We start from the raw sequence: 21,631 nt of genomic DNA on the forward strand, positions 1-21,631 counted from the left end.
GATGATGAGAAAGACGGCCGCGTTGCCAGGCAGTTTGTGCCTACCCGACGAGCGACGCGGGCGCACCTCCGCTCCCCACGTGGTCCATGGGGTGGACGACGATACTGAGCTCCAGAAGGTGTGGTCATGGCTCGTCGCCCGCCCGCTGACCGTCCAGCTGACGCGAGCGGTCGACGATGCCGTGAAGTACGTTCTCGATGGAGCTCGGACGGGACGGTTCGACCTGCTGAGTCCTGAGGTCGATTCCGACGAGCGAGCCTCGGTGGGCACGAAGCTTCAGTACCGCGTGCTGAATGAGCTGGGTCTCTACAAAGAGCCCCCGCTAGACACTTTGATCCTCGGGATCCCGGTCGAGCTCAAGGCCACGATCCGGTCGAACTGGATGATCCCGACAGAGGGCCAATGTGAGATCAGCGTCCTCATCCAGGTGGATGTCGCGAGGCGACGTCACCGGGCGTTCCTGATGCGGGTCCACCGGGTGTGGCTGAACGACGGTGCCAACAAGGACGGAAAGCGTGGCATCGCAGCGGATGCGCTCGCGCAGTTTTCACTTCCCCTGATCGATTGGACCTCGCTTCCCGCGGAGCCATTGATCCAGCTCACGGCAGCACAACTCGCTGTCGTCTTCGCGCCAAGAGTCGGTCAGACCTCTCGGCTGGCTTCGCTCTTCGGGTTCCTGCCAGACACGGTGATTCCTCGGTCCTCGATCGAAACGGTGTGTTTCGGAAACAAGGATCCGATGCGCCGGGCACGCCAGGCGAAGGATGCTGTTCTCGCCGCGTCGGGCCTGGAGGTGCTTGTCGGGACCTGGCTCACCGATCGGCTGCGGGCGAAGGAGCTCGGGTTCGATCTAGGTGATGATGCCTGGGTGGCCGTGAGTCCTGCAAAGGCTCACGACCGCGTCGACGTGACGCCTGCTCAGCTTGAGATCGAGTGGGACCCGCAAATACCTGGCGCGGGCAGTTAGGCGACGGCGAGCTCGAGTTCTTGTTCGTCCGCGATCCGTGCGGCGACTAGGTGCGGCTTGATCTGCTGTGCGATGGCTTGCGCCAGACCTGAGGGCACCGCGTTCCCGATCTGTCGTGCGATTTGGATCTTGGTGCCCACCCATCGGTAGTCAGCCGGGAAATCCTGGATCAGCGATGCCTCGAAGTGGCTGATGACGCGGTCAACCGAGCGAACCGGGTCGCTGCGATGCTTGCCGTACTCCTCCACCCACTCGCCGGCCTCCCACTGCGGGTGCAGGTACTGCCCCTTCTCCGGCTTGAAGAACTCTGTCCGGATCGTCACCGATGGCATGTCCCAACGGAGCCGGCCCATGACGTCGGTGGTGCCGGTCGGCTTGTTGGCCCAGCAGTTAGGAAGCAGCGCATGCGGAAGGTCGAACCGTCCGCCGCCTGGTGGTATGAAGCTGTATCGGTCGAGGCTCTTGCTCGTCGGTGTGCGCCGGATGTGGAGGTCGAGCCCGCGGAAGACTCCAGGCATCGTCTCTCCGAAGAAAGCGGACCTGGTGTCCGGAAGCTCCGTCGTCAAAGGATGCGGAGGGATCGCGCCGATCACATCCCGCACCGTCCGCCAGGGCTTCAGGCCCGACCCCTCGGCGGGATCCTTGGTGTGAGTAGCGTTGGGTAGATCGATTCGACCGATCCGCGATCCGATCACAATAGTCCGCTTGCGGCGCTGAGCGACGCCGTAGTCTGCAGCATTGAGCACTGCGTGCTGAAGTTCGTACTCGGCCAGAGCGCCATGATCGGCCTCCGCCAGCAGCATCGCGAACTCCGGCGACTTGGCAAAGCGATCGACGTTCTCGATGACGAAGACCTTGGGGCGCGAGTGCTTCACGAACCGCATGAACTCGCGCCAGAGCTGATTCCGAGGGTCGTTGATGTCCTTCAGCCCGAGGTTCGAGAATCCCTGGCACGGTGGACCACCGATGATGATGTCGGCCTCAGGGATGGCCTCGTTGGGTACGCCTGCGATGTCGCCCGCGATCACATGCTCTTCGCCGAAGTTCGCCGCATATGTGGCCGCCGCAGCTCGATCCCACTCGACCGCCAGCACTGAACGGAACCCCTCGGCCGCGAACCCGACTGTCATGCCTCCGCAACCGGCGAAAAGGTCAATCATGCGGAGGGAATTCGTCATAGACCGATGGTAAGCGCGGCCACCGACGTCGGCGTCATACCCCGCCGTTACCGGTCGAGTCGTAGGTCGAGGCGGCGGCGGCACGTGACGGGAGCTCTCGCCTAGCCCCTCGGCAGCTCGGGAGCCGGCGCTAGCCCCTCCTCGTCCTCTAGCGCCAGGGCCCACCGCTCTCCAGCTATCTCCGAGCTGGCACGAGACTCTGCTCCGCGGACGCGGGCGACTCTGATGCTCATCCACTCGCCGCGCTGCGGCGCGGGGAGGTGCAGATCAGCCGCTATCCGTCCATGGCTCTTCTGATGGCCAAGGATGAGAATTCCTTCGTCCCGGAGCTGGATCCGCGCATCCCGCGCCCTCTTGGGAGCGTCATCCTGCTGAGCAACCGTGAGGACGGTTCGTCGGCCAATGACCGTAGTTGGCACCGTCCGAAACAGCTCGTTGACACGAGCCTGTCCCGAGTCGGCGTTAGCGAAGATCCGATCTCGGTCACCATTCGACAGTGTGCGGAGAAGGTTCGGCGGCAAGTCCTTCTGAACTCCGCCCCAGAGCCAGTAGATGTTGTTCCTTGCTGCATCGGCAAGCTTCCGCTTGTTGTCTCGGTTGTATGCACGAGCAGGCGCACCGTCCTTCATCGTCCAGCGAAGTCGGTCATCGGTAATCGTCACGAGGCCGGCGGCCCACTCGCCAGTGTCGTCGTTGAGCCACGTCAGGAGTGCGGGGGAGTCTGCTTTGCCTTGCAGATCCCCGTGCGCATCGCACAGGTACATCTCCATGGGTATCTCCCACTTGCCGAGATCCTTCGAGAACTTGCAGTCGATGTCTAGCCCTGCGATCTTCCAGTCCAGATGAGCACCGTCGGCGAAGTCGAACTCTCTCGTCAAGTTGACCTCGACCGCGGTACCGAGGTGCGTCTTCTCAGTCTTGGAGAGGTGCTGGTATGCCCAGCGCCCGGTCCGCTGACCATCCATGAGCTCGTCGAGAGTGTCTCGTAGCACCCAGCGAAAGCGGTCGCGGGCGTGCTCTTCGCGAGTGAACCAGTCGACGATGGGCGCGAGCTCGGCTGGCGGAGAGGCAGTCTGGGCCGCGATCTCCCGCCAGGCGCGAGTGCGTTCTTCCATCGCGGAGACGGGCGCCCCTAGCAGCCTGAAGGCGTTCCGGCGACGTCGGATGGCCTGGCCAGTGACTACGCGCCCGGATGCAGCTGTTGTCGTAGGGATATCGTCGCTACTCACCGGACGATCTTGGCATGCCGTGCGCGGCACATTCGTGCAGCGTTGGCCAACGCGCCGCGTACCCAAGGCTGTGCGCCCAAACCGCCGACGCGGCTGAATCGGAGGTCCGCCCTTGCGCATATAGGACGCCGCGACCGGATAGATTCACAAGACTGCATCGTCGCATGTATTTGGGGGATACACACCGCATGACCACTACGGCCGCGCCGCCTTCGGCGACCGCACCTGGACCAAAGCCCGTCAGGAGGACACCGGTATGGGCAAAGATTCTGCTCGTCGTATTCATCGTCGCCGCGATCGGCGCAGCTGCGGTCGCTGGGCTCACGATTGGGAAGTTCCTCGGCGCGGCGGAGTCGCGCGACACCCAGGTCATCCGGTCGATCAAAGGTGAGGAGCAGGTCATCCTCGTCACGGCGGGGATCACGGACGTCCAGGAGGAGCGCGCGGACGGTCTGAAGCTCGCGATCGGCGACTTCCAGCTCTTCACCCTCCCAGGCACCGAGCGGTCTGTGCTCGTTCGCTACGAGTACGACGCGAAGTTCGGCATCGAGGGGAAGGACGTCGCGATCGTCCCCGCGGGCGACAACGCGTACCGCATCACAATCCCCAAGTTCATCTACCTGGGTTACGCCAACCCCGATTTGAGCGTCGCCGAGGAAGAGAATGGCCTGCTCAGTTGGACGACTCCTGAGATCGACACGACCGAGGTGTTCGAGGAACTGCTGTCTGAGCAGGCCGTGGACGAGCATATCGACGGCTTCCGACCGGTGCTCGAAGAACAGGCAGAGCAGTTCTACACCAAGATCGTGAAGGCGATCGACCCCACCATCACCGTTGAGTTCGACTTTGAGTGATGATCGAAAGCCGCGATCCACAGAAGGACAACCGCCCATGACCGACTCCGAACCACTCGAGGCTACGGCAGCTCCGTCGGGCAACGAAGTTGAACTCATCAGCGACGGCGACGGACTTATGATCATCGGTGAGCCCGCAACCGTCGAGCGGTTCGTCGCGTCGACGGGACTGCCGTCGCGGGAACTCGATCTGCGGCGGCTGAGCCCGTCAGTGGCGAAGGGCGCGGCGGTGGTGCAGGCCGCATCCGAGGTAGCGGCCAACGCCGGCCGATGGATGAAACTGACCGAGGAGTCAGCGAGGGCCGCCCAGGAGCTGCCGCTCGTCAAGAACTCGACGACCGACTTCCTGCACGCCACTACTCGTGCGCCGAACGGACAGTTCGCGAAGAACCTTCAGTTCGTGGCGAAGCCGGGCGCGATGCTGACCAACCCCGCAATTCTCGCGGGTGTGGGCGGCATCATGGCTCAGTACGCGATGCAGCAGACGATGGAGGAGATCACCGACTACCTCGCGAAGATCGACGCCAAGATCGATGACATTCTCCGCGCGCAGAAAGATGCAGTGCTTGCCGACATGATCGGCGTCGAACTGATGCTCGACGAAGCGATGGTTGTACGTGCGGAGGTCGGCCGGGTGTCCGAGGTGACGTGGTCGAAGGTGCAGGGCTCCGCGGCGACGATCGCGCGAACCCAGGCATATGCCCTGCGGCAACTGGACGGACTCGCGGAGAAGCTCGAGCGTGAGACCAAGATCGGTGAACTCGCCGATCTGTCGAAGCATGCACAGGACACCGTGGTGGAGTGGCTGGCTGTGCTCGCTCGTTGCGTCCAACTGCAGGAGGCCATGGGGGTGCTGGAGCTCGACCGTGTACTCGATGCCTCGCCGGACGAGCTCGACAAGCATCGCCTCGCGCTGCAGACGGCTCGCCGCCGGAGGCTCGAGCTCATCGCGACGACCACCATGCAGCTCGTCGCCCGCATGGACGCGGCCGCGAGCAGAGCGAACGCAAAGGTGCTGCTGAGCCCCGTCTCGGCTCGAGTCGTCGTCCACGCGAGCAACGACGTCGCCTCCGGTGTCGGTGAACTTCACGCGACACTCGGGGTCGCCGATGAGCGCGCCGCGCTCGAGGCTCGACGGTGGTCGGCGGCTGCAGCGGACGTGCGGGATGACGTGGTCGGTGCGGGCAGACATGGCCTTCAGGCGGCGGGTCGATTCGGGACCGAGACGCTCGAGAACGCCCGGATGTCGACAGGGCGCTTCGCCGGCAAGATCGCGAACCGTCTTCAGCGCACCGGCGACACCAACACCACTGAAGCCGACCAACCTGAACCTTGAGGCGAAGTGGGATCAGATGTAGGGCGACTGCCGAACGAGCCGCGATGCGCTTGGGTCACGACGTCGTCGACCGGCAGCACCCTCACACTCGCATACGCCGCCGCTCGGCAGTCGGCTTTGTCCGCACGTCGGCCACTCTGTGGCGAGAGCGGCGCCGATTCAGTCCGATCGAAACGATCGACGAACCCCGAGATGCTGCGGGTTTCCGACTCAGACAGATCGAGGTGGAAACCGCTCCGCCTCAGTCGGCTCCCGCCGTCGCGAGAACCATTGACGGACTCGCGCCTTACACTCGCGGGCCGGTGCCCGATGTCGGATCGGCGCTCAGGACAGACGCGACGTAGTTGCGGAGAACCGGATCGCAAACGTACACGTAGGTTCCCAGGATTCCCCGTGTAAGGAGAACGCCGTAAATGTTCTGGATCAGTGTAAGGAGGTCCGCGTCGGTCGTCTGCCTGCGCAGTTTCTTGAGGTTCTCCTTCCCCTTCTTGTCGCGGTAAGAGTCACGGTCTACGACTACCTGCCCAGCAACCTCGTCGTATCGGAGGTCGCCGCCGATGATCACCCCGGCGTAGTTGAGGTCGTAGCCCTGCACCGTGTGAATCGAGCCGACCTCGTCGATCGATCCCGCGGAGTTGATCCAGTCCTTGTCTGTGCGGTTCCAGACGAACCCAGTTCCCTCGAGTTCGAAGTCGAAGCCGGGCCTGTTGCCGCGGGTCTTCCAGTCCCAGGCGTAGCCGGCCACGAGCCGGGCGAGCCCCACCTCGCGGTCGCGGTCGAGGATGGCCTGCCGCATTTCTCCGACACTCTCGAAGAACCGCAGGTCGTACTCACCGAAGTCCGGGCGGTCGCCGGTGCGAAGTTCACCCCGAAGCAGCTGACGGACGAATCCCACGTAGTCTGCGCCCGCCCTCACCCGCATCTGCCTCGCCAACGGAAACCACCGATGCACTCGCTTTGCATCAGCGATCTCAGCGGCAAGAACCTCGCTCGGGAGGTCTGCCGGCCGCACACCCTGCTGCTCGTCGATGAGGAGGATCTGGTGCGTGCTCTGGGTGCGGACCCAGTCGAGCTGCGTCCTGCTGAGGTCATCTGATCCGAAGAGTCGTTCGTTGATGTCCGCGAAGTCGCGGTTGCGCATACCCGAGGATTGGTTCGCGCGGCGATTGAGCCGGTGCGTCTCGTCGACGATGAGCAGGTCGAACGGCTTAGACGACTTGCCGACCTCGAACGGGTTCAACACGAGGTCCTCACTGACCTTCGGTGTCTTCTTGAACACCTTCTTGATCGAGTCTCGAAGCGACTGCTGGGGTACGACCAGTCCGACGCGGACGCTCTTCAGTAGCTCGCGGTTCTCAGGGACGAAGAACTCGGAGAAGAGGGAGTCCTGCTCGATCTCATCTGTGTCGTCGTAGTCGCGGATGTCGGCCAGCAGCTTCATGAGGAAGATCGCCACGATCGTCTTTCCCGTACCCGGATTGCCCTGGATGACGCTGGTCGATCGTGTGCCCCTCGCGAGGTCCGCCAGCAGCGATTCAACGATCTGCTCGACGGCGATGGCCTGCTCTCGGGTGAGGACCTTGAAAGGCGAGAGCTTGAAGAGATCGCTGTTCTCGATCTCGGGGATGCTGCGCTGAAAGACCCCGTCCGATCGCAGCTGCTCGAAGATGTCACGAAAGCTCTCGCGGTACTGGTCGCGCTCGTAGTACCGCGCGTCGATGATGCCCTCGTTTCCGTTGAGCACCGTAAAGTGCCCGTCGCCGGCGAGCCAGCGGATGAGGTGCGACTCGAGGTCGAGACATGCCGACTTGTTGAACGTCTCGTCTATGACCACACGCACCCGGCGGAACCCTGCCTTTGATGGATTCTGGATGTGCTGACGCATGCGTGACACAGCACTGACCGTCTCGCCGACATAGACCGATGGCGCATCTGGGGACCCGGCGCTGTCGAGAACGTAGACGACGGGCCAGTTCGTCCGCCGTTCATCGCCGGACGCCCAAGTTGAGATCGCGGGTGTGGTGAAGTCGAGCCGTTCGATCTCAAAGGGCGTCATACTTCGTGCTCCGCCCTCTCGATCGATCGGCGGGGTACTTCGAGCCTGTTACCGCGAGCTTCTGCAGGACGATCTCGTCCAGGTCGACTCCCAGTTGAGCGGCGAGCAGTGTGCAGTAAGTGACGACGTCGGCGAGTTCGTCGCGCACGCGAACCTCGTCTGCATCGTCGCTCCACTGGAAGCACTCGAGCAGTTCGCCAGCCTCGATCGAGATGCTCTTCGCGAGGTTTGCCGGCGTATGAAACTGAGCCCAGTCGCGCTCGCGCACGAACTCCGACAAGGCTTCACGAACTCGCTCACTCGTCACGGTGTGACCGTATCGCACAGCGGCCTCCCCTACGACACCACGCCAGCCCAGCGATTGCGTGCGCCGGTCGTCGCTAAGCGCTTCTCGAATCGGAGCGCGCCAGCGCGCATCAACCGACTACCCGACGCTTCGTGATCAAGGAAGTCGCGGTGGATAACCTTGTGTGAGTTCCAAATCGGCACCCCCAAGGCGCACGAGAAGCGCTCGGTCCCCTCACCCGAGCCGCGCACCAAAGATGGTGAGGACCGACGTCCAAAATCGGCCGCCCGCGAACAGGTGGATGGTGCACTCGGCTCGGTCTCACGACGCTTGGCGACGATCCTCAACCTCGTAGCCGATCTGCGACCTGCGCTGCCAGGTTGCTGGCAGCCTCCGTATTGATGGCGATACTTGCTAGGTTTCTCGAGCCGCTCATCGCTAGCCGAAGCGCGCAATCATTTGTGCCGTCCCCTTCAATGATGGACGCGACAACGTTCCCGCTGATCGTTGGTCGCCATAGCGACACCCGCTGTCGGAAATGAACCACGCGCCCGAACGGATCGTGATCAAGCAGCTTGTAGCGGAGATCGAGCACGACATGGAAAAGTGCGTCGTACGCATCGTCGGCGTCGGCTGCTAATCGCACCTCGTAGTTAGACGAACCTGAGACGGACACTCGATCAGGGTACCCAGAATGCCCCCAGGCGGCGTGGGGCTTGCGTGCCATCACGGTGAATGGTTTGTCCTGCAAGCGTTCGGAACGCACAAGGAGAGGCGGTGCCCCTGGAGGGACTCGAACCCCCAACCGTTTCCTTAGGACGGAACTGCTCTTCCATTGAGCTACAGAGGCTGGCGGGTCCAGTGTACCCAAAGGCAAACCGGGCCCCATCGCCTACGGGAGCCACGGGCGACCTCCGAGGGTATGAATCCCCCCGCCCGAGACCGACACTGCGCTACGTCGACGAGGCCGACATCGTCCCCTGACGCCGCTGCTTCGCCCTCGCCGCCAGCCAACGCGCGAAGCGAACGATCGCCGAGATCACGATCGTCAGCAGACCGCTGATGAAGAGCACCGCGTACATCATCGACAACGCTGAGCCCCAACTCGCGTTGACGTCCATGATGGGGAACCACAGAATCATCGCGACGAAGCTCAGGACGAGCTGCAGCACACCCCAGAACATCCCGTTCGTCGCGAGGTGACGGATGCCGCCCGTCGTCCGAGCGCCCTGGAACGGCACGCGGGACTCCACCATCTCCACGTCGATGAGCGGGTGGCGCACGCGAAATGACACCGGTTCAGCGACGACCAGTTCGGTCGAGAACACTCGTCGCCCACCGATCGGCGCAGGACGGAAGAACACCCGGTTCTCACCCTCGCGCTCGAACACGCCAAGATACGTCGGCTCGTCGTCGGCATCATGGGCCTCGAGGATGGGCGATCCGAACTGGAAGACGATCGGCCGATCGCCGTCGAAGTTCTTGGACGAGACATCCGCGCGTCCGCTCGACCACATCTGAAGCGTCACCTGCATGGGCCATCCGGGCGGGGCGCTCGTCCGCCCCGTGGCCGGGCCCGGCGGCTGCGGTACCGGATGCAGGGGGCGCACGCCGAGGAAGTACGACACGCGCCGCTTCGGGTGAGTAGCCCGATGGATGGCGACCGGCACCGCGATCGTCGCAAGCAGACCGATCACGGCGAGAACGACGTCGTCCATGACTCATGATGACGTCGACTCCGGGTCGATGGCTAGAGGTTCAGCCCAGGGCGCTGAAGCGGGCGGTCGCGCCGCGAAACGCACTCACGTCATAGCGACCACGAGAGCTCGGGGAGGAACCAGGCGGCTTCTCTGACCGGCTGTCGGAGAGACGGCGGTGGACGTCGCCGTGATCGCCGCGTGGGCGGAACAGTCCCCCCACCTGCGCCCAGACCCGCGCGGGGACGGACGAGCCCGACGACACTCGACCATGCGCATCTGCGACGCGGTCACGACTGATCGGCGGGTACGAGGGGATGGCGATCGGCTTGCGACTACGCGGCGTCTGCATGGCTCTGACATTCGATACAGGCCGCAGCGTGGGGAAGCACCTCGAGCCGGCCGGGGGCGATCGGGCGCCCGCACCGGGTGCAGAGTCCGTAGGTGCCGCGAGTGATGCGATTGAGCGCGGCGGTGATCTGCTCGATCACCGCGCGGTGGGATGCCGCGGTTTGGAACGCGACGGGATCCACGGTCGGCAGTGCATAGGGCTGGAGCGCCTGAAGGATGGCGAGGCGCTCCTCGAGTTGTCGCTCGAGTGCGCGCTGCACGTCGGCGAGCGCAAGACTCGGCGGAGTGGATGTGGTCATGGTGTCCTCCTGGATACGAAAAACGCGCCGCAGATGCGACGCGCTGGGGGGTGTGAAGCCGTTTCTGTGTGCGGCTTTCACGGGGGCGCGGCGCGAGAGGTGAGGGTGACGATCAGTCCACCCATGGCGTCCCGCCGGGGCGGGAGCACCTCGTGGCGCGCGCCCGCAATGTCGACCGCAGCGGTCACCACGGAGGCGTCGGAGAGACGCTCGATGCGGTGCCGGTAGGCCATGACGGTCATGCCCATCACCATAGCCGGGTTCCCAGAAAAGGCAAGTCAGCGGTATTTTTCGAAGCCTCAGCGACTCAGCGCGCAAACGTCACATGCACGGTTCCGCTCTCCGACACCTGCGAGCGCACGGCGTGCGTCTGCTCGAGCCCGCGCAGCCCCTCCCACACCGGGTTTCCGCGCCCGAGCACGACGGGCGCGATCGCGACGTGCAGGTCGTCCACCAGCCCCGCCTGCAGGAACGCGCGCGCAGTGCGGATGCCGCCGCCGACCCGCACGTCCAAGTCGCCGGCAGCGGCCGTCGCCTCGTCGAGTACCGCCTCGAGGGATCCGGAGCGGAAGTGGAAGACCGTCCCGTTCGGCATCCCGTTCGGCATCTCGATCGGCGGACGCTGGTCGGCGGCGTGGGTCAGCACGTAGACGGGGTAACCGAAGGGCGGCTCGTCCCCCCACCACCCCTTCCACGCGGGGTCGTCGGGGTTCGCGTGCAGGCCGAACATGGCCGCGCCCATGATCTGCGCCCCGACGCCCTCGAACGATGCTGCGGCGAGGGCGTCGTCGAGTCCGGTCGTCCCCTCCCCCGACGTGTCGCCGAGCACACGCTGCCGAAAGGTGCGGGTTGCCGCGTATGCCGCGGTCAGGGGACCCCAGTCCTCGCCCATCGGGTTGGGAGACCCCGGCACAGGCGCGGCGGTGTAGCCGTCGAGCGACGAGAACAGGTCGATGCGAACGCGACTCACGGTGATCCCCTCCGTCTTGCTACCGCGAGGGTATCGGCTCCGGTGCGGTCGAGTCTCGACACGAAGAACCGGCCGCAGCGCAAGCCCGTGTCGCGGCATCCCGCGATGGCGCACACTTGACCCATGTGGTGGAGCTTTCTGAAGGCGATCAAGAACCGTGAGCACAAGGTCGCCCCGACGACGTGGGTGGTCGGCCTCGCCGCACTCGTCTACACCGTCGTGCCGATCGACCTGATCCCCGAACTCGTGCTCGGTCCGCTCGGCTTCGCCGACGACCTCGGCATGTGGGCCATCTTCACCGCGCTGTTCGCGCGCGAGCACGGCCGGTGGAGGGCCGAGGTCAAGGCCGGCAAGAAGTCGAAGACCCACTCGCCCTGACGAAGCGCGCGATGAGCCTTCCGAAGCGGACCGACCGACTCGTGCTCGACGCCCTGGCGTCGAGCGATCGAGACGCGTTCGTCGCGTATCGGCAGGTGCCCGACGTCGCGCGGTGGCAGTCATGGACTCCCGAGTACAGCACCGCCGACGCTGATGACCTCATCGCCGAGCAGCCCTCGCAGATCGAGCTGGGGTCGGGCAACTGGATCCAGATCGCCATCCGGGATGCCGCAACCGGCGAGCTGCTCGGAGACGTCGCCGTGCATTCACTCGCCGACCAGCCCGACACCTACGAGCTGGGCGTGACGCTCATGCCGACGTCGCAGGGGCGCGGCGTCGCGACCGAAGCGCTCGGCGCGATGGTCGACATGCTGTTCAGCGAGTACGCCGCGCACCGGGTGTTCGCGATCACCGACGCGCGCAACGAGCCCGTCGCGCGGCTGTTCACGCGCCTGGGCTTCCGGCACGAAGGACGCAACGTCGACGCCGACTGGTTCAAAGGCGAGTGGACGACGATCGACACGTGGGCGCTGCTCGCGCGCGAGCGGTGAGCGCGGGCGGTGAGCCGGGTCACGCGCGCGCGGCTGAGCTGAGACGGGATGCCGCGCCTCAGGTGTCCGCTGCCGGCACCGCGCCGCGCCAGGTGGAGATCGCTCGACGCGTGTCGTCGCTGATGTCGGCGGTGCGGAACCACTCGTCCAGGTCGAGACGGCCGTAAACGCTGCGGAAAGCCGACTCGGCCGTGTGCCCGTGGCGGGTGAGGATCGCGTGGCGTTCGTCGACGTGGAACGTGCGGGCGTGCAGAGCAGTCATCGCCTCGGCGTTCGTGAACGATTGCAGATAGTCGGCCAGGGCGGCATCCGGGGTCACGTCGAGTGCACGCAGCAGGACTGCGGCGACCATGCCCGTGCGGTCCCAGCCGGCGCCGCAATGGAAGAGCACGGCGCCCTCGTCGGCGCGCGCGATCGCGGCGAGCGCCTCGCTGAGCCGGTGGGGCAGGTCGCGCATGTGGTCGAGATAGTAGAGAGGCGTGCCCCAGCGTCCGTCGGCTTCGATCGGCTCCCAGAAGTGCCGTTCGTCGCCGTCGAGGTCGACGACCACGAGGTCGATGTCGTCGGGAACCCGACCCGAGCGCTCGTCCGGTCGGCGCAGGTCGATGATCGTGCGTACGCCGTGGGCGCGGAGCGCGTCCCACCCCCGTGGAGTGACGCCGTCGAGCAGTTCGGCGCGCACGAACACACCGTGCGGTGTCGTGGAACCGTCCGCGCGCTCGAGGCCGCCGAGATCTCGGGCGTTCGCGAGTCCGTCGATTGTCAAGTCGCGTGAGGCCATCGGTCGAGTCTCGCACGGCGAGTGAGGGTGGGCCGCTACGGTGTGAGGCGTGCCCTTCGCCGTCGCGCTCACCGTCGTGCTCGCCCTGCTCGCGATCTTCCAGTTGGTGTTGAGCCTCGGTGCACCGCTCGGACACTTCGCGTGGGGCGGACAGCACCGCGTGCTGCCCACGAAGCTGCGGATCGGCAGCGCTGTGTCGATCCTCATCTACGCGCTGATCGCCCTCATCGCGTGGGACCGTGTCGGCGCGATCGACGTGTTCGGAGACACGTTCGCGCAGATCGCGATGTGGGTGATCTTCGCGTACTTCGCGCTCGGCATCCTGATGAACGCCATCTCGCGCAGCAAGCCCGAGCGCTACACAATGGTGCCGGTGACGATCGTGCTGACGGTCCTGTCGTTCTTCATCGCCATGGGGTACGGCGAGCTCGCGATGGCGATCTGACGCCTTCGGGCTTCGGGCTTCGGGCCGGGCCTCAGGCGGGGTCGGTGCTGCCGAAGACGTGCAGGTCGAGCGCGTCGCTCAGCAGTTCGCTCAGGATGCGGCCACGCACGCTCGTGCCCTCCTCATCCAGCGGCGGGCTGACGACGGCTGCGCCCAACCGGTACGGGACCGAGAGGACGATGGCGCCCGAGACGCTCGACTTCGCCGGGACGCCGACCGCCCGCATCCATCGCCCCGACCCGTCGTAGACGCCGCACGTGGCCATCACCGAGACGACGTCGCGCGCGACCGCCTTCGACACGACGCGCTCGCCCGTGATCGGGTTGACTCCCCCGAACGCGAGCGTCGCGCCCATGACGGCGAGCGCCTCGGCGTCGACGAGCACGGCACATGCGCGGGCGTAGACGGCGACGGCGTCGTCGGCGCTCACGTGCAGGGTGCCTTCGGCGCGCATGAGGTGGGCGAGGGCGTGGTTTCGGTCGCCGAGCAGGTGCTCGTCCTCGGCGACGTCTTCATCCACTTCGAGGTCGCGCCCGGCGAAGGCCGACAGTCCGCGCAGGATGCGCTCGTTGCGCTTCTCGACGGTGTCGCCCTCGACGATCGCGGCGGTGAGCAGGGCTCCCGAGTTGACCATCGGGTTCGGCGGACGCCCCGTGCCGCTCTCGAGCTTGATCGCGTCGAACGCCTCACCCGTCGGCTCGATGCCGATGCGCTCGAGCGCCTCGCCGTTCGTGTCGGCGAGCGCCAGCGCGAACAGGAACGGTTTCACCGCCGACTGCACACTGAACGGCACGTCGGCCTGCTCGCTGCGGTGGACGTCGCCGTCCGGACCGACGATCGCCACCGCGCAAAGGTCGGGGTCGGCCGTCGCCAGAGCCGGGATGCTGTCATCGACCGCTCCCCCATGCTCGGCCATCGCCCGCTCGCGAAGTGCGTCGAGGTCGAGCGAGGCGAGGTCGCGCCGGGCGTCGGGAGTACCGTCGTCGGCGGTGCGGCCTCGCGGGGCACGGTCGTGCCGGTCGTCGGGACGGTCGTGCCGGGCGTCGGGACGGTCGTGCCGGGCGTCGGGAGGGGTCATCGTCCCACCCTGGCACGGGTCGTGCGCGCCGGGGCGGGTGGGATCCGCGGGGTGGTTCGTGCGTCATCCTCTCCTCCCCAGGTGGCCCGTTCCGCGCGGTTGTGCACGGATTGTGGATAACCTCCCTGACCTGGGCTTATCAGCGATGAATGTCGGTGGCCCTCGGCAGAATCGACGGTATGAACAGCCTCTCCGTCACCCTCGACGATTTGGGCGGCGCGCTCGCCCCGATCGTCGCGACGGCGTTCGCCGACGACGCCCTCCGAGCGGCCGGCGATGAGGAACTGCTCGCGGTCGTCGTCGCTGCCGGGCGGATGATCCAGAGTGCGCAGGCGCTGATGGTCGACGCGGTCGCGCACATCGACGGCCGCTCCGATCACGTGGCGCACGACGAGCGACTGACGACCCGAACCGGATGCCGCTCCCTCAGCGAACTGGTCCAGCGCGCGACGCGGGTGTCGAAGCGCACGGCCGCCGATGTCGTGACCGCGGCCCGCGCCGTGTCGCAGCGGATGGCGATCTCGAGCGGAGAGGTTCTGCCGGCCGACTTTCCCGCGATGCGGGACGCGCTCGCCGACAGCGAGGTCGGGGTCGACGGCATCGTGGCCGTCGCCGGCGCACTGCGGGGCTGCTCAGGCGGTGTGGCGGGAGTCCTTGCCGCCGACACCGAGCTCGCTGCCTCGGCGCGCGGGACCGGGGCCGACGGCGCCCCGCCCGCCTGCGCCGAAGACCTGCGGGCGCAGGCGCAGATCTGGGCGCTGTATCTCGATCAGGACGGACAGGAGCCGCGCGAGGCCCGCGCGATGCGCAAGCGCGGTCTCACCTTCGGAATCTGTCGCGACGGCCTCGTGCCGGTTCGCGGCAATCTGCTCGCCGAGGTGGCGGCGCAGTTCCAGCGCGAGTGCGACAGCGTGCTCAATCCGAAGCTCGACGGCCCCGCATCCCGCGGACCGCGCTTCACGGATGCCAGTGGCGGCGGTGTCGATGCTGACGGGGCTCTCGGTTCAGAGGGGCCCTTCGCTCCTGACGGTTTCGATCCCGACGGGTACGATCCCGACGGCATCCAGCCGCACCGGGCCGACATCCGTAGGCGGGCCCAGAAGCAGCACGACGTCTTCGCGACGATCCTCAGCGTCGCTGCGGCATCCGGCACTCTGCCCACCCTCGGCGGAGCAGCGCCGACCCTCGTGGTGTCGGTCCGCGCGGAGGACCTCGCCGAGGCGCGAGGCGCCGCGCACATCGACGGCATCGACGAGCCGGTGCCGATCGGCGTGGCGCGCCATATCGGCTGTGCCGGCTCGATCACCCGCGTCATCCTGGGCGACGAGGGTCGCATCGTGTCCCTCACGACCGACGAGCGGGTGTTCAACCACCACCAGCGCAAGGCGATCTCGCTCCGCGACGGTGGGTGCATCATTCCGGGATGCCACATCCCCGCGTCGTGGTGCGAGATCCATCACGTCGTCGAGCACTCCCGGGGAGGGCCGACCCATACCGACAACGGCGTCCTGATCTGCTGGCATCATCACCGCACCCTCGATACCAGCGGGTGGCAGATCCGCATGACGAACGGCGTGCCCGAGATACGCGGACCCGCCGAGTGGGACCCGCGACAACAGTGGCGAGCCGTCACCAAAGCACCCACGCGGCGGCACGACATCATGGCGCGGCGGAACTGAGGCGGGTGTGCGGGGTGGCGAACCGATCAGAACGGCGACACGGCGAACAGCCCGATGCCCTCGCACCCTTGCGGGATGTACGCCGACGTCATCGCTCCCCCGCTGAAGCCGCCTCCGACGGCGATGGTGTCGCCTTCGCGATACTCGCCGTCGCGCCACTGGAGTACACCCTCGGCCCACGACGCATCACCCGCTGGGAACACCGGTACCGCGAGCGCACCATCTTCCTGACGGATGACCAGGCAGTCGTCGACGATCGCGAGCTCCCCCTCGAGCAGGGCGTCCATTCCGGCATCCGGCCTGGGATACACCGCGAGTGGACCGGACGACGGCAACGATCCTGCCGCGCAACCCGTCAAAGCCAGCACCACCAATGCCAACGCGATACCCACCACCCCGCGAGGACTGCCCATGCTTGCGATCGTAATCGCGCGCGGTCTGCACAGCAGGCTCTCAGCTACTCTGCACTCCCTGTCGGATAACCTGCAGTAACTGCACATTACGACAGGAGCCCGCATGTCCCTCGCGCCGACCCTGGCTACGCCGAACGCCGTCGCCGACAACGACCCTCCCCCTCCCGTACTTCGAGCGATCGACCTCAGTCGCACCTACGGCCGGGGACCGACCGCATTCCATGCCCTCCGCGGCGTCGATCTCACAGTTCACCGCGGCGAATCCCTCGCCATCGTGGGCAAGTCCGGTTCCGGCAAGTCCACGCTCATGCACCTGCTGGCGCTCCTCGACCAGCCATCGGCCGGACGCGTGGAAGTGAATGGGCAGGATGCCGCACGCCTGCGCACCCGTGATGTGAACGCCCTTCGGAACGCCACCTTCGGGTTCGTGTTCCAGCAGTTCTTCCTGACGGCGGGCCTGTCGGTGTTCGACAACGTCGCCCTGCCGCTGGTCATCGCCGGAGTGCCGAGCCGGGAGCGCCGCACCCGCACCATGGTCGCCCTCGACGCCCTCGGCATCGCCGACAAGGCGAAGAACCGAGCCACCGACCTCTCGGGCGGACAGAAGCAGCGCGTCGTCATCGCCCGCGCCCTCGTCGGCGAACCCGACGTCATCTTCGCCGACGAGCCGACAGGAAACCTCGACTCCGCCACCGGCGCACACGTCGAGAGCATTCTCTTCGACCTGCAGCGCGACCGGGGCATCACGCTCGTCGTCGTCACCCACGATCACGACCTCGCCGCCCGCTGCGATCGCGCCGTCACCATCGCCGACGGACGCATCACGGCGAGCGCCGACGCTGCCCCAACCGGAGCCGACACGACCACGCCCGCCCACCTCGCCGCCGCCGCCGCCGCCGAGGAAGGACAGCTTCGATGAAGACCACCGACGTCGTGCGGACCGCGACACGCAACGCTTTCCGCAGCAAGCTACGCACCACCCTCACCGTCCTCAGCCTGTTCGTCGGCGCCTTCACCCTCACCCTCACCACCGGACTCGGGGCAGGCGTCAACGACTACGTCGAACGGCAGGTGGCCACCCTCAGCACGGGCGACATCCTGCTCGTCAGCCCTGCGGCATCCACCGACACCTCGGACGGACCCACCGAGTACGACCCCGACGGACGACAGCAGTCGGGCGTCGCCAATCCCCTCGCCACCGGCACCCTGCTGAACCAGGACGACATCGACACCATCGCCGACATCGACGGGATCAGCCGCGTCGAAGCGGTCAGTCAGATCCAGGTCGACTGGATCGCGCGCTCGAGCGACGCCTCGGCCGACCGGTTCGAACTCGACGTCAATCCGACGTCCTCCATCGGACGCAGCGACCTGACAGCCGGAGAGCAGCTCGATCAGGACGCGGCGCAGGCCGAGCTGGTCATCCCCGAGGAATACGTCGACGCCCTCGGCTTCGACTCCTCCGACGCAGCGGTCGGCGAGACGGTCACGCTGGCCTACACCGACGCGGAACAGGCAGACCAGCTCGTCGACGCCACCATCGTCGGCGTCGCGCGCGCGAGCCTCTTCGCTGCGGGAGCCGGCGCCAACGCCGCCCTCGTCGACGAAGTCTCGTCCGCCCAGGCCGTCGCGGGCCAGCCCCGCGCCTGGCCTATCGCGGTCGCCACCGTGGCGGGATCCGGTGATGACGGCAGCGTGACCGACGCCGACATCGCCGCCGTCAAAGCCGACCTCGTCGACGCGGATCTCGCCGGGCAGACCGTCGAGGACCAGCTCGGCATCGTGCAGACCGTCATCAACGGCATCATCGGCGTCCTCAGCGCCTTCGCCGTGATCGCGCTCGTCGCGGCATCCTTCGGCATCGTCAACACCCTGCTCATGAGCGTGCAGGAGCGCACCCGCGAGATCGGGCTGATGAAGGCGATGGGCATGTCCAACGGCCGAGTGTTCGGTCTGTTCAGCCTCGAAGCCGTCATCATCGGCTTCCTCGGCTCAGCGATCGGAGCACTGGCCGCGATCGGCATCGGCTCGGCGATCGCGGGAGCGGCGCAGACGATCCTCACCGATCTGCCCGGACTGCAGCTGCTGCTGTTCGACCCGGTCACCGTGATCACCGTCATCGGCGTCATCATGCTGATCGCGTTCGTGTCGGGCGTGCTCCCCGCGCGCCGCGCCGCGCGCCAGGACCCCATCGAGTCGCTACGGTACGAGTGACCCGAGGAGCGCAGATCATGTCGTCCACACCGCCCGTCCGACGCCGCGACGCGGTCGCCAAGTCGGCGGCCATCGAACGGTCCGCCGTCGACCTCGTGCTCGAGCACGGCTACGACGCGGTGACGGTCGACATGATCTGCGCCCGCGCCGGCGTGAGCCAGCGAACCTTCTTCAACCACTTCAAGACGAAGGATGCCGCACTCATCGGCACCGAGGGACCGACCATCGACGAACGCGCCGCCAGGGAGTTCATCGTCTCGACCGGTCCCCTGCTGATCGAGGCGGCACAGCTCATCCGCATCGATCCCGGCATCGCCGGAGCCGACATGGAGCTGATGGCCCGGCGCATCCGTGCCGTCGGGACCAACCCCGTGCTGATGGCACGGCAGATGGAGCGCCTGTCGGCGATCGAGAACGACCTCACGCAGATCATCGGGCTGAGACTGCGCACCCAGCATCCGGACGAGGACGAAGCGTCGCTCACCAGCCAGGCGACGATCATCACCCACATCCTCGCGGGCGTCATGCGCTACATCGGCCAGTCGTGGGCCGAGCAGGTCGAGCGGGGCGAACAGCCCCGCCTCGACCCCGCGCACATCCGCGACGACATGGCGCGGGCGATCGAGAAGCTCGGCTGACGGGCTGACCGGGCGGTCACTGCAGGTAGGCGTCCACCATCAGCGGTCCGCGGATCTCGCGGAACGCGTCGATCAGGCGATCCAGCGAGCGCCGGTTCCAGCCCGACAGCGCGATGTCGTACGGACCGAGTGGAACGAGCTTCGCCGTCCGCAGGCGCACGACCTCCCAGCCGGCGGCGCGCAGCATCCGATCTTTGCGACGGTCGGTCTCCTCACGCTGCCCGACGTGCTCGAGGCCGTGACGACCGGTGCTGTCGTACTCGACCGCGATCCGCAGCTCCGGCAGCAGCATGTCGGGCCACACCTCGAGGTGGTCGAAGAACGGCCGACTCACCCGCACCGCGTTGCGCCCGGCGGTGACGCCGAGGCGCGCGAAGAGATCGGCCCGCACCCGCGCCTCGACCGCCGACGCCGGGCGCGGCGCACATCCGCTCACAAACGCCTCGCCCACGGCCAGGGCGGGAGTCTTCGGACACACCCCCCGCGACGGACGCGCCCGCCCTGGTCGCGCCACCGCGGTGGCAACCGCCTCCGCCCCCTCGACACGCCGCGGAGGCGCGCCGATCGCCAGCGCCGAGCACTCCGGACACCACGCTGACCGGCGTCGCTGACGCCCCGGACGCGTGCGCTGTTCGGTCGGCGTCGCGACGAACAGGTGGCCTGCGTCGCACTGCCACAGGAGCAGCACGTCGGCGGCCGGAGGGATCTGCGTCAGCACGATCCCGGCGTTGAGCTCGGGGTGATACTGCCGGATCAGCGCCGGAAAAGACGCCCAGGCCTCGCGATACGTCCCCACGTCGTAGGGCACGTCGCGCCCCCGCGAGAACTGTCGTCTCGCCCACCAGTCCTGGACCCGCTCCGGCATGTCGGCACCCTAACGGCGACCACCCCCACGCTCCGCCAGACCACCACCTACGCCCACGCGAACCTGCGCTCCCCACCAGTGAGTGCGGGGCACAACCCCTGTGCATAGCCTGGACATAACCGACGCGGCATCCGCTCTCCCGTAGAGTCGCAAACAGGCGGCCGTACGGTTCGTCGCCCGCACAGTTTGGCTTTCGGGTCGTGCTGCCGACCCGAGGAGCGATCATCACTTCTACCGCCGTATCCACACTCGGTCCGATCCGCCAGACCTATGCCAAGAGCGACACGTTCCCGCCAGTCGCCCGGGCCTACACCCAGGTGTCGCAGGTCGCGAAAGAGACCGGCCTCCTGGCCCGCGCCCCCTGGTTCTACGCCATGGTGGGCACCGCCATCGCCCTCGGCATGGGCGGCGCCATCACCGGCTTCATCCTGCTCGGCGACAGCTGGTTCCAGCTGCTCATCGCCGCCGCCTTCGGCATCCTGCTGACCCAGGCGGCCTTCCTCGCCCACGAGGCCGCCCACCGTCAGATCCTCTCGACGGGACCCGCGAACGACCGCCTCGCGCGCATCCTCGCCGCCGGCGTCGTCGGCATCAGCTACGCCTGGTGGGACTCCAAGCACTCCCGCCACCACGCCAACCCCAACCGCGTCGGGCGCGACCCCGACATCGAGGTCGACACCATCTCGTTCCTCGACGAAGACGCCGCCCAGGCGCGCGGCCTCCGCCGCCTGATCACCCGCAAGCAGGGCTGGCTGTTCTTCCCCCTCCTCACGCTCGAGGGCATCAACCTGCACTTCCTCGGCCTCAAGCACCTGCTGTTCTCGAAAGAGAAGATCAAGGGCCGTGCGCTCGAGATCGCCCTCATCGTGCTGCGCCTGTCGATCTTCATCGTGCCGGTCTTCATGCTCCTCCCCCTCGGCATGGCGTTCGCCTTCATGGGCGTCCAGCTGGCCGTCTTCGGCCTCTACATGGGAGCCTCGTTCGCCCCCAACCACAAGGGCATGCCGATCATCGACGCCAACGCCCGCCTGGACTTCTTCAGCAAGCAGGTGCGCACCTCGCGCAACATCCGCGGCGGCTGGTGGGCCACGTGGCTCATGGGCGGCCTGAACTACCAGGTCGAGCACCACCTCTTCCCGAGCATGGCCCGCCCGCACCTGTCAAAGGCGCGCGAGATCGTCCGCGACTACTGCAAGACCCTCGACGTGCCGTACACCGAGACCAGCCTGATCCAGTCGTACGCGATCGTCATCGAGTACCTCAACCGCGTAGGGCTCGCCGCGGCGGACCCCTTCGACTGCCCCGCGGCGTCGCAGTACCGCCGGGCCTGATCGGCACCGTTCTTCTCAAACCCATCGCGCGGCTT

24 protein-coding genes and 1 tRNA gene are annotated in these 21,631 nt (G+C 66.8%); 11 read left to right on the forward strand and 14 right to left on the reverse strand.

Translation table 11 applies throughout. From position 1 onward, the window contains the following. Positions 1 to 4: 4 nt before the first annotated feature. Positions 5 to 967 (forward strand): NaeI family type II restriction endonuclease, encoded by a 963-nt coding sequence (locus Q9S36_RS08310; RefSeq protein ID WP_311284707.1) that lies wholly within the window; start codon positions 5 to 7, stop codon positions 965 to 967. On the opposite strand, the gene Q9S36_RS08315 is transcribed toward Q9S36_RS08310, so the two are convergent. Together Q9S36_RS08315 and Q9S36_RS08320 are read right to left on the reverse strand one after the other, a co-directional pair. Further along, positions 964 to 2,145, reverse strand: a complete 1,182-nt coding sequence (locus Q9S36_RS08315) for a DNA cytosine methyltransferase (protein ID WP_311284708.1) — start codon at positions 2,143 to 2,145, stop codon at positions 964 to 966. The two genes, Q9S36_RS08310 and Q9S36_RS08315, sit on opposite strands and share 4 nt — an antisense overlap. A 101-nt stretch (positions 2,146 to 2,246) precedes the next feature. Then, complete coding sequence (locus tag Q9S36_RS08320) at positions 2,247 to 3,374, reverse strand: NaeI family type II restriction endonuclease (RefSeq protein ID WP_311284709.1); 1,128 nt, start codon at positions 3,372 to 3,374, stop codon at positions 2,247 to 2,249. A gap of 188 nt (positions 3,375 to 3,562) precedes the next feature. Here Q9S36_RS08320 and Q9S36_RS08325 point away from each other — a divergent pair, with 188 nt between their 5' ends. Both Q9S36_RS08325 and Q9S36_RS08330 read left to right on the forward strand, forming a co-directional pair. After that, complete coding sequence (locus tag Q9S36_RS08325; protein ID WP_311284710.1) at positions 3,563 to 4,228, forward strand: hypothetical protein; 666 nt, start codon at positions 3,563 to 3,565, stop codon at positions 4,226 to 4,228. Positions 4,229 to 4,265: 37 nt separating this feature from the next. After that, on the forward strand, positions 4,266 to 5,564 hold the full coding sequence (locus tag Q9S36_RS08330; protein ID WP_311284711.1) for a hypothetical protein: 1,299 nt from the start codon (positions 4,266 to 4,268) through the stop codon (positions 5,562 to 5,564). Positions 5,565 to 5,850: 286 nt separating this feature from the next. Here the strand turns inward: Q9S36_RS08330 and Q9S36_RS08335 are convergent, their stop codons facing one another. From Q9S36_RS08335 to Q9S36_RS08370, 8 genes are all read right to left on the reverse strand, one after another. Further along, entirely contained in the window at positions 5,851 to 7,620 is a 1,770-nt protein-coding gene (locus tag Q9S36_RS08335; RefSeq protein ID WP_311284712.1) for a DNA/RNA helicase domain-containing protein, read from the reverse strand. After that, the gene (locus tag Q9S36_RS08340; RefSeq protein ID WP_056369683.1) at positions 7,607 to 7,927 is read right to left on the reverse strand and encodes a nucleotide pyrophosphohydrolase; all 321 of its coding nucleotides are present in this window, start codon (positions 7,925 to 7,927) and stop codon (positions 7,607 to 7,609) included. The genes Q9S36_RS08335 and Q9S36_RS08340 overlap by 14 nt, the downstream gene beginning before the upstream one ends. Positions 7,928 to 8,249: 322 nt before the next feature. After that, positions 8,250 to 8,582, reverse strand: coding sequence for a hypothetical protein (locus tag Q9S36_RS08345; RefSeq protein WP_311284713.1), 333 nt, complete (start codon positions 8,580 to 8,582; stop codon positions 8,250 to 8,252). Between the two features lie 102 nt (positions 8,583 to 8,684). Beyond that, a tRNA-Arg gene (locus Q9S36_RS08350) sits at positions 8,685 to 8,756 on the reverse strand. A 103-nt stretch (positions 8,757 to 8,859) separates the two neighbouring features. Further along, the gene (locus Q9S36_RS08355) at positions 8,860 to 9,624 is read right to left on the reverse strand and encodes a hypothetical protein (protein WP_311284714.1); all 765 of its coding nucleotides are present in this window, start codon (positions 9,622 to 9,624) and stop codon (positions 8,860 to 8,862) included. 314 nt (positions 9,625 to 9,938) lie between these two features. After that, positions 9,939 to 10,253, reverse strand: coding sequence for a TraR/DksA C4-type zinc finger protein (locus Q9S36_RS08360; protein WP_311284715.1), 315 nt, complete (start codon positions 10,251 to 10,253; stop codon positions 9,939 to 9,941). Between the two features lie 77 nt (positions 10,254 to 10,330). Continuing rightward, the gene (locus Q9S36_RS08365) at positions 10,331 to 10,495 is read right to left on the reverse strand and encodes a hypothetical protein (RefSeq protein WP_311284716.1); all 165 of its coding nucleotides are present in this window, start codon (positions 10,493 to 10,495) and stop codon (positions 10,331 to 10,333) included. A gap of 65 nt (positions 10,496 to 10,560) precedes the next feature. Next, positions 10,561 to 11,223, reverse strand: a complete 663-nt coding sequence (locus Q9S36_RS08370; protein ID WP_311284717.1) for a dihydrofolate reductase family protein — start codon at positions 11,221 to 11,223, stop codon at positions 10,561 to 10,563. A 123-nt stretch (positions 11,224 to 11,346) separates the two neighbouring features. Between Q9S36_RS08370 and Q9S36_RS08375 the strand changes: the two genes are divergently transcribed. Continuing rightward, a complete protein-coding gene (locus Q9S36_RS08375; protein ID WP_311284718.1) occupies positions 11,347 to 11,601 on the forward strand; it encodes a YkvA family protein in 255 nt (84 codons plus the stop codon). A gap of 11 nt (positions 11,602 to 11,612) precedes the next feature. Continuing rightward, positions 11,613 to 12,152 carry a GNAT family protein gene (locus Q9S36_RS08380; RefSeq protein WP_311284719.1) on the forward strand — a complete coding sequence of 180 codons (540 nt, stop codon included), beginning with the start codon at positions 11,613 to 11,615 and terminating at the stop codon, positions 12,150 to 12,152. A 58-nt stretch (positions 12,153 to 12,210) separates the two neighbouring features. Here Q9S36_RS08380 and Q9S36_RS08385 read toward each other — a convergent pair whose 3' ends face one another. Next, positions 12,211 to 12,933, reverse strand: a complete 723-nt coding sequence (locus Q9S36_RS08385; RefSeq protein ID WP_311284720.1) for a tyrosine-protein phosphatase — start codon at positions 12,931 to 12,933, stop codon at positions 12,211 to 12,213. Positions 12,934 to 12,982: 49 nt separating this feature from the next. Here Q9S36_RS08385 and Q9S36_RS08390 point away from each other — a divergent pair, with 49 nt between their 5' ends. Further along, the gene (locus Q9S36_RS08390; protein WP_311284721.1) at positions 12,983 to 13,378 is read left to right on the forward strand and encodes a hypothetical protein; all 396 of its coding nucleotides are present in this window, start codon (positions 12,983 to 12,985) and stop codon (positions 13,376 to 13,378) included. Between the two features lie 31 nt (positions 13,379 to 13,409). On the opposite strand, the gene glsA is transcribed toward Q9S36_RS08390, so the two are convergent. Next, a complete protein-coding gene (gene glsA, locus Q9S36_RS08395) occupies positions 13,410 to 14,456 on the reverse strand; it encodes a glutaminase A (protein ID WP_311284722.1) in 1,047 nt (348 codons plus the stop codon). 179 nt (positions 14,457 to 14,635) lie between these two features. Here glsA and Q9S36_RS08400 point away from each other — a divergent pair, with 179 nt between their 5' ends. Next, a complete protein-coding gene (locus Q9S36_RS08400; protein ID WP_311284723.1) occupies positions 14,636 to 16,135 on the forward strand; it encodes a DUF222 domain-containing protein in 1,500 nt (499 codons plus the stop codon). A gap of 26 nt (positions 16,136 to 16,161) precedes the next feature. On the opposite strand, the gene Q9S36_RS08405 is transcribed toward Q9S36_RS08400, so the two are convergent. Then, positions 16,162 to 16,548, reverse strand: coding sequence for a dihydrolipoamide dehydrogenase (locus tag Q9S36_RS08405; protein WP_311284724.1), 387 nt, complete (start codon positions 16,546 to 16,548; stop codon positions 16,162 to 16,164). 103 nt (positions 16,549 to 16,651) lie between these two features. On the opposite strand from Q9S36_RS08405, the gene Q9S36_RS08410 reads away from it, so the two are divergent. Genes Q9S36_RS08410 through Q9S36_RS08420 form a run of 3 tightly spaced genes read left to right on the forward strand, consistent with a single transcriptional unit; the run spans position 16,652 to position 19,400 of the window. Next, complete coding sequence (locus tag Q9S36_RS08410) at positions 16,652 to 17,467, forward strand: ABC transporter ATP-binding protein (RefSeq protein WP_311284725.1); 816 nt, start codon at positions 16,652 to 16,654, stop codon at positions 17,465 to 17,467. Further along, positions 17,464 to 18,762 (forward strand): ABC transporter permease, encoded by a 1,299-nt coding sequence (locus Q9S36_RS08415; RefSeq protein ID WP_311284726.1) that lies wholly within the window; start codon positions 17,464 to 17,466, stop codon positions 18,760 to 18,762. Before Q9S36_RS08410 ends, Q9S36_RS08415 begins: the two co-directional genes overlap by 4 nt. A gap of 17 nt (positions 18,763 to 18,779) precedes the next feature. Next, positions 18,780 to 19,400: a helix-turn-helix domain-containing protein gene (locus Q9S36_RS08420; RefSeq protein WP_311284727.1), complete on the forward strand. Its 621-nt coding sequence runs from the start codon at positions 18,780 to 18,782 to the stop codon at positions 19,398 to 19,400. 16 nt (positions 19,401 to 19,416) lie between these two features. Here the strand turns inward: Q9S36_RS08420 and Q9S36_RS08425 are convergent, their stop codons facing one another. Continuing rightward, positions 19,417 to 20,265, reverse strand: coding sequence for a zinc-ribbon domain-containing protein (locus tag Q9S36_RS08425; RefSeq protein WP_311284728.1), 849 nt, complete (start codon positions 20,263 to 20,265; stop codon positions 19,417 to 19,419). Between the two features lie 200 nt (positions 20,266 to 20,465). Here Q9S36_RS08425 and Q9S36_RS08430 point away from each other — a divergent pair, with 200 nt between their 5' ends. Further along, positions 20,466 to 21,596: an acyl-CoA desaturase gene (locus Q9S36_RS08430; protein WP_311284729.1), complete on the forward strand. Its 1,131-nt coding sequence runs from the start codon at positions 20,466 to 20,468 to the stop codon at positions 21,594 to 21,596. Positions 21,597 to 21,631 lie beyond the last annotated feature (35 nt).

This window comes from Microbacterium sp. ARD31, assembly GCF_031844425.1.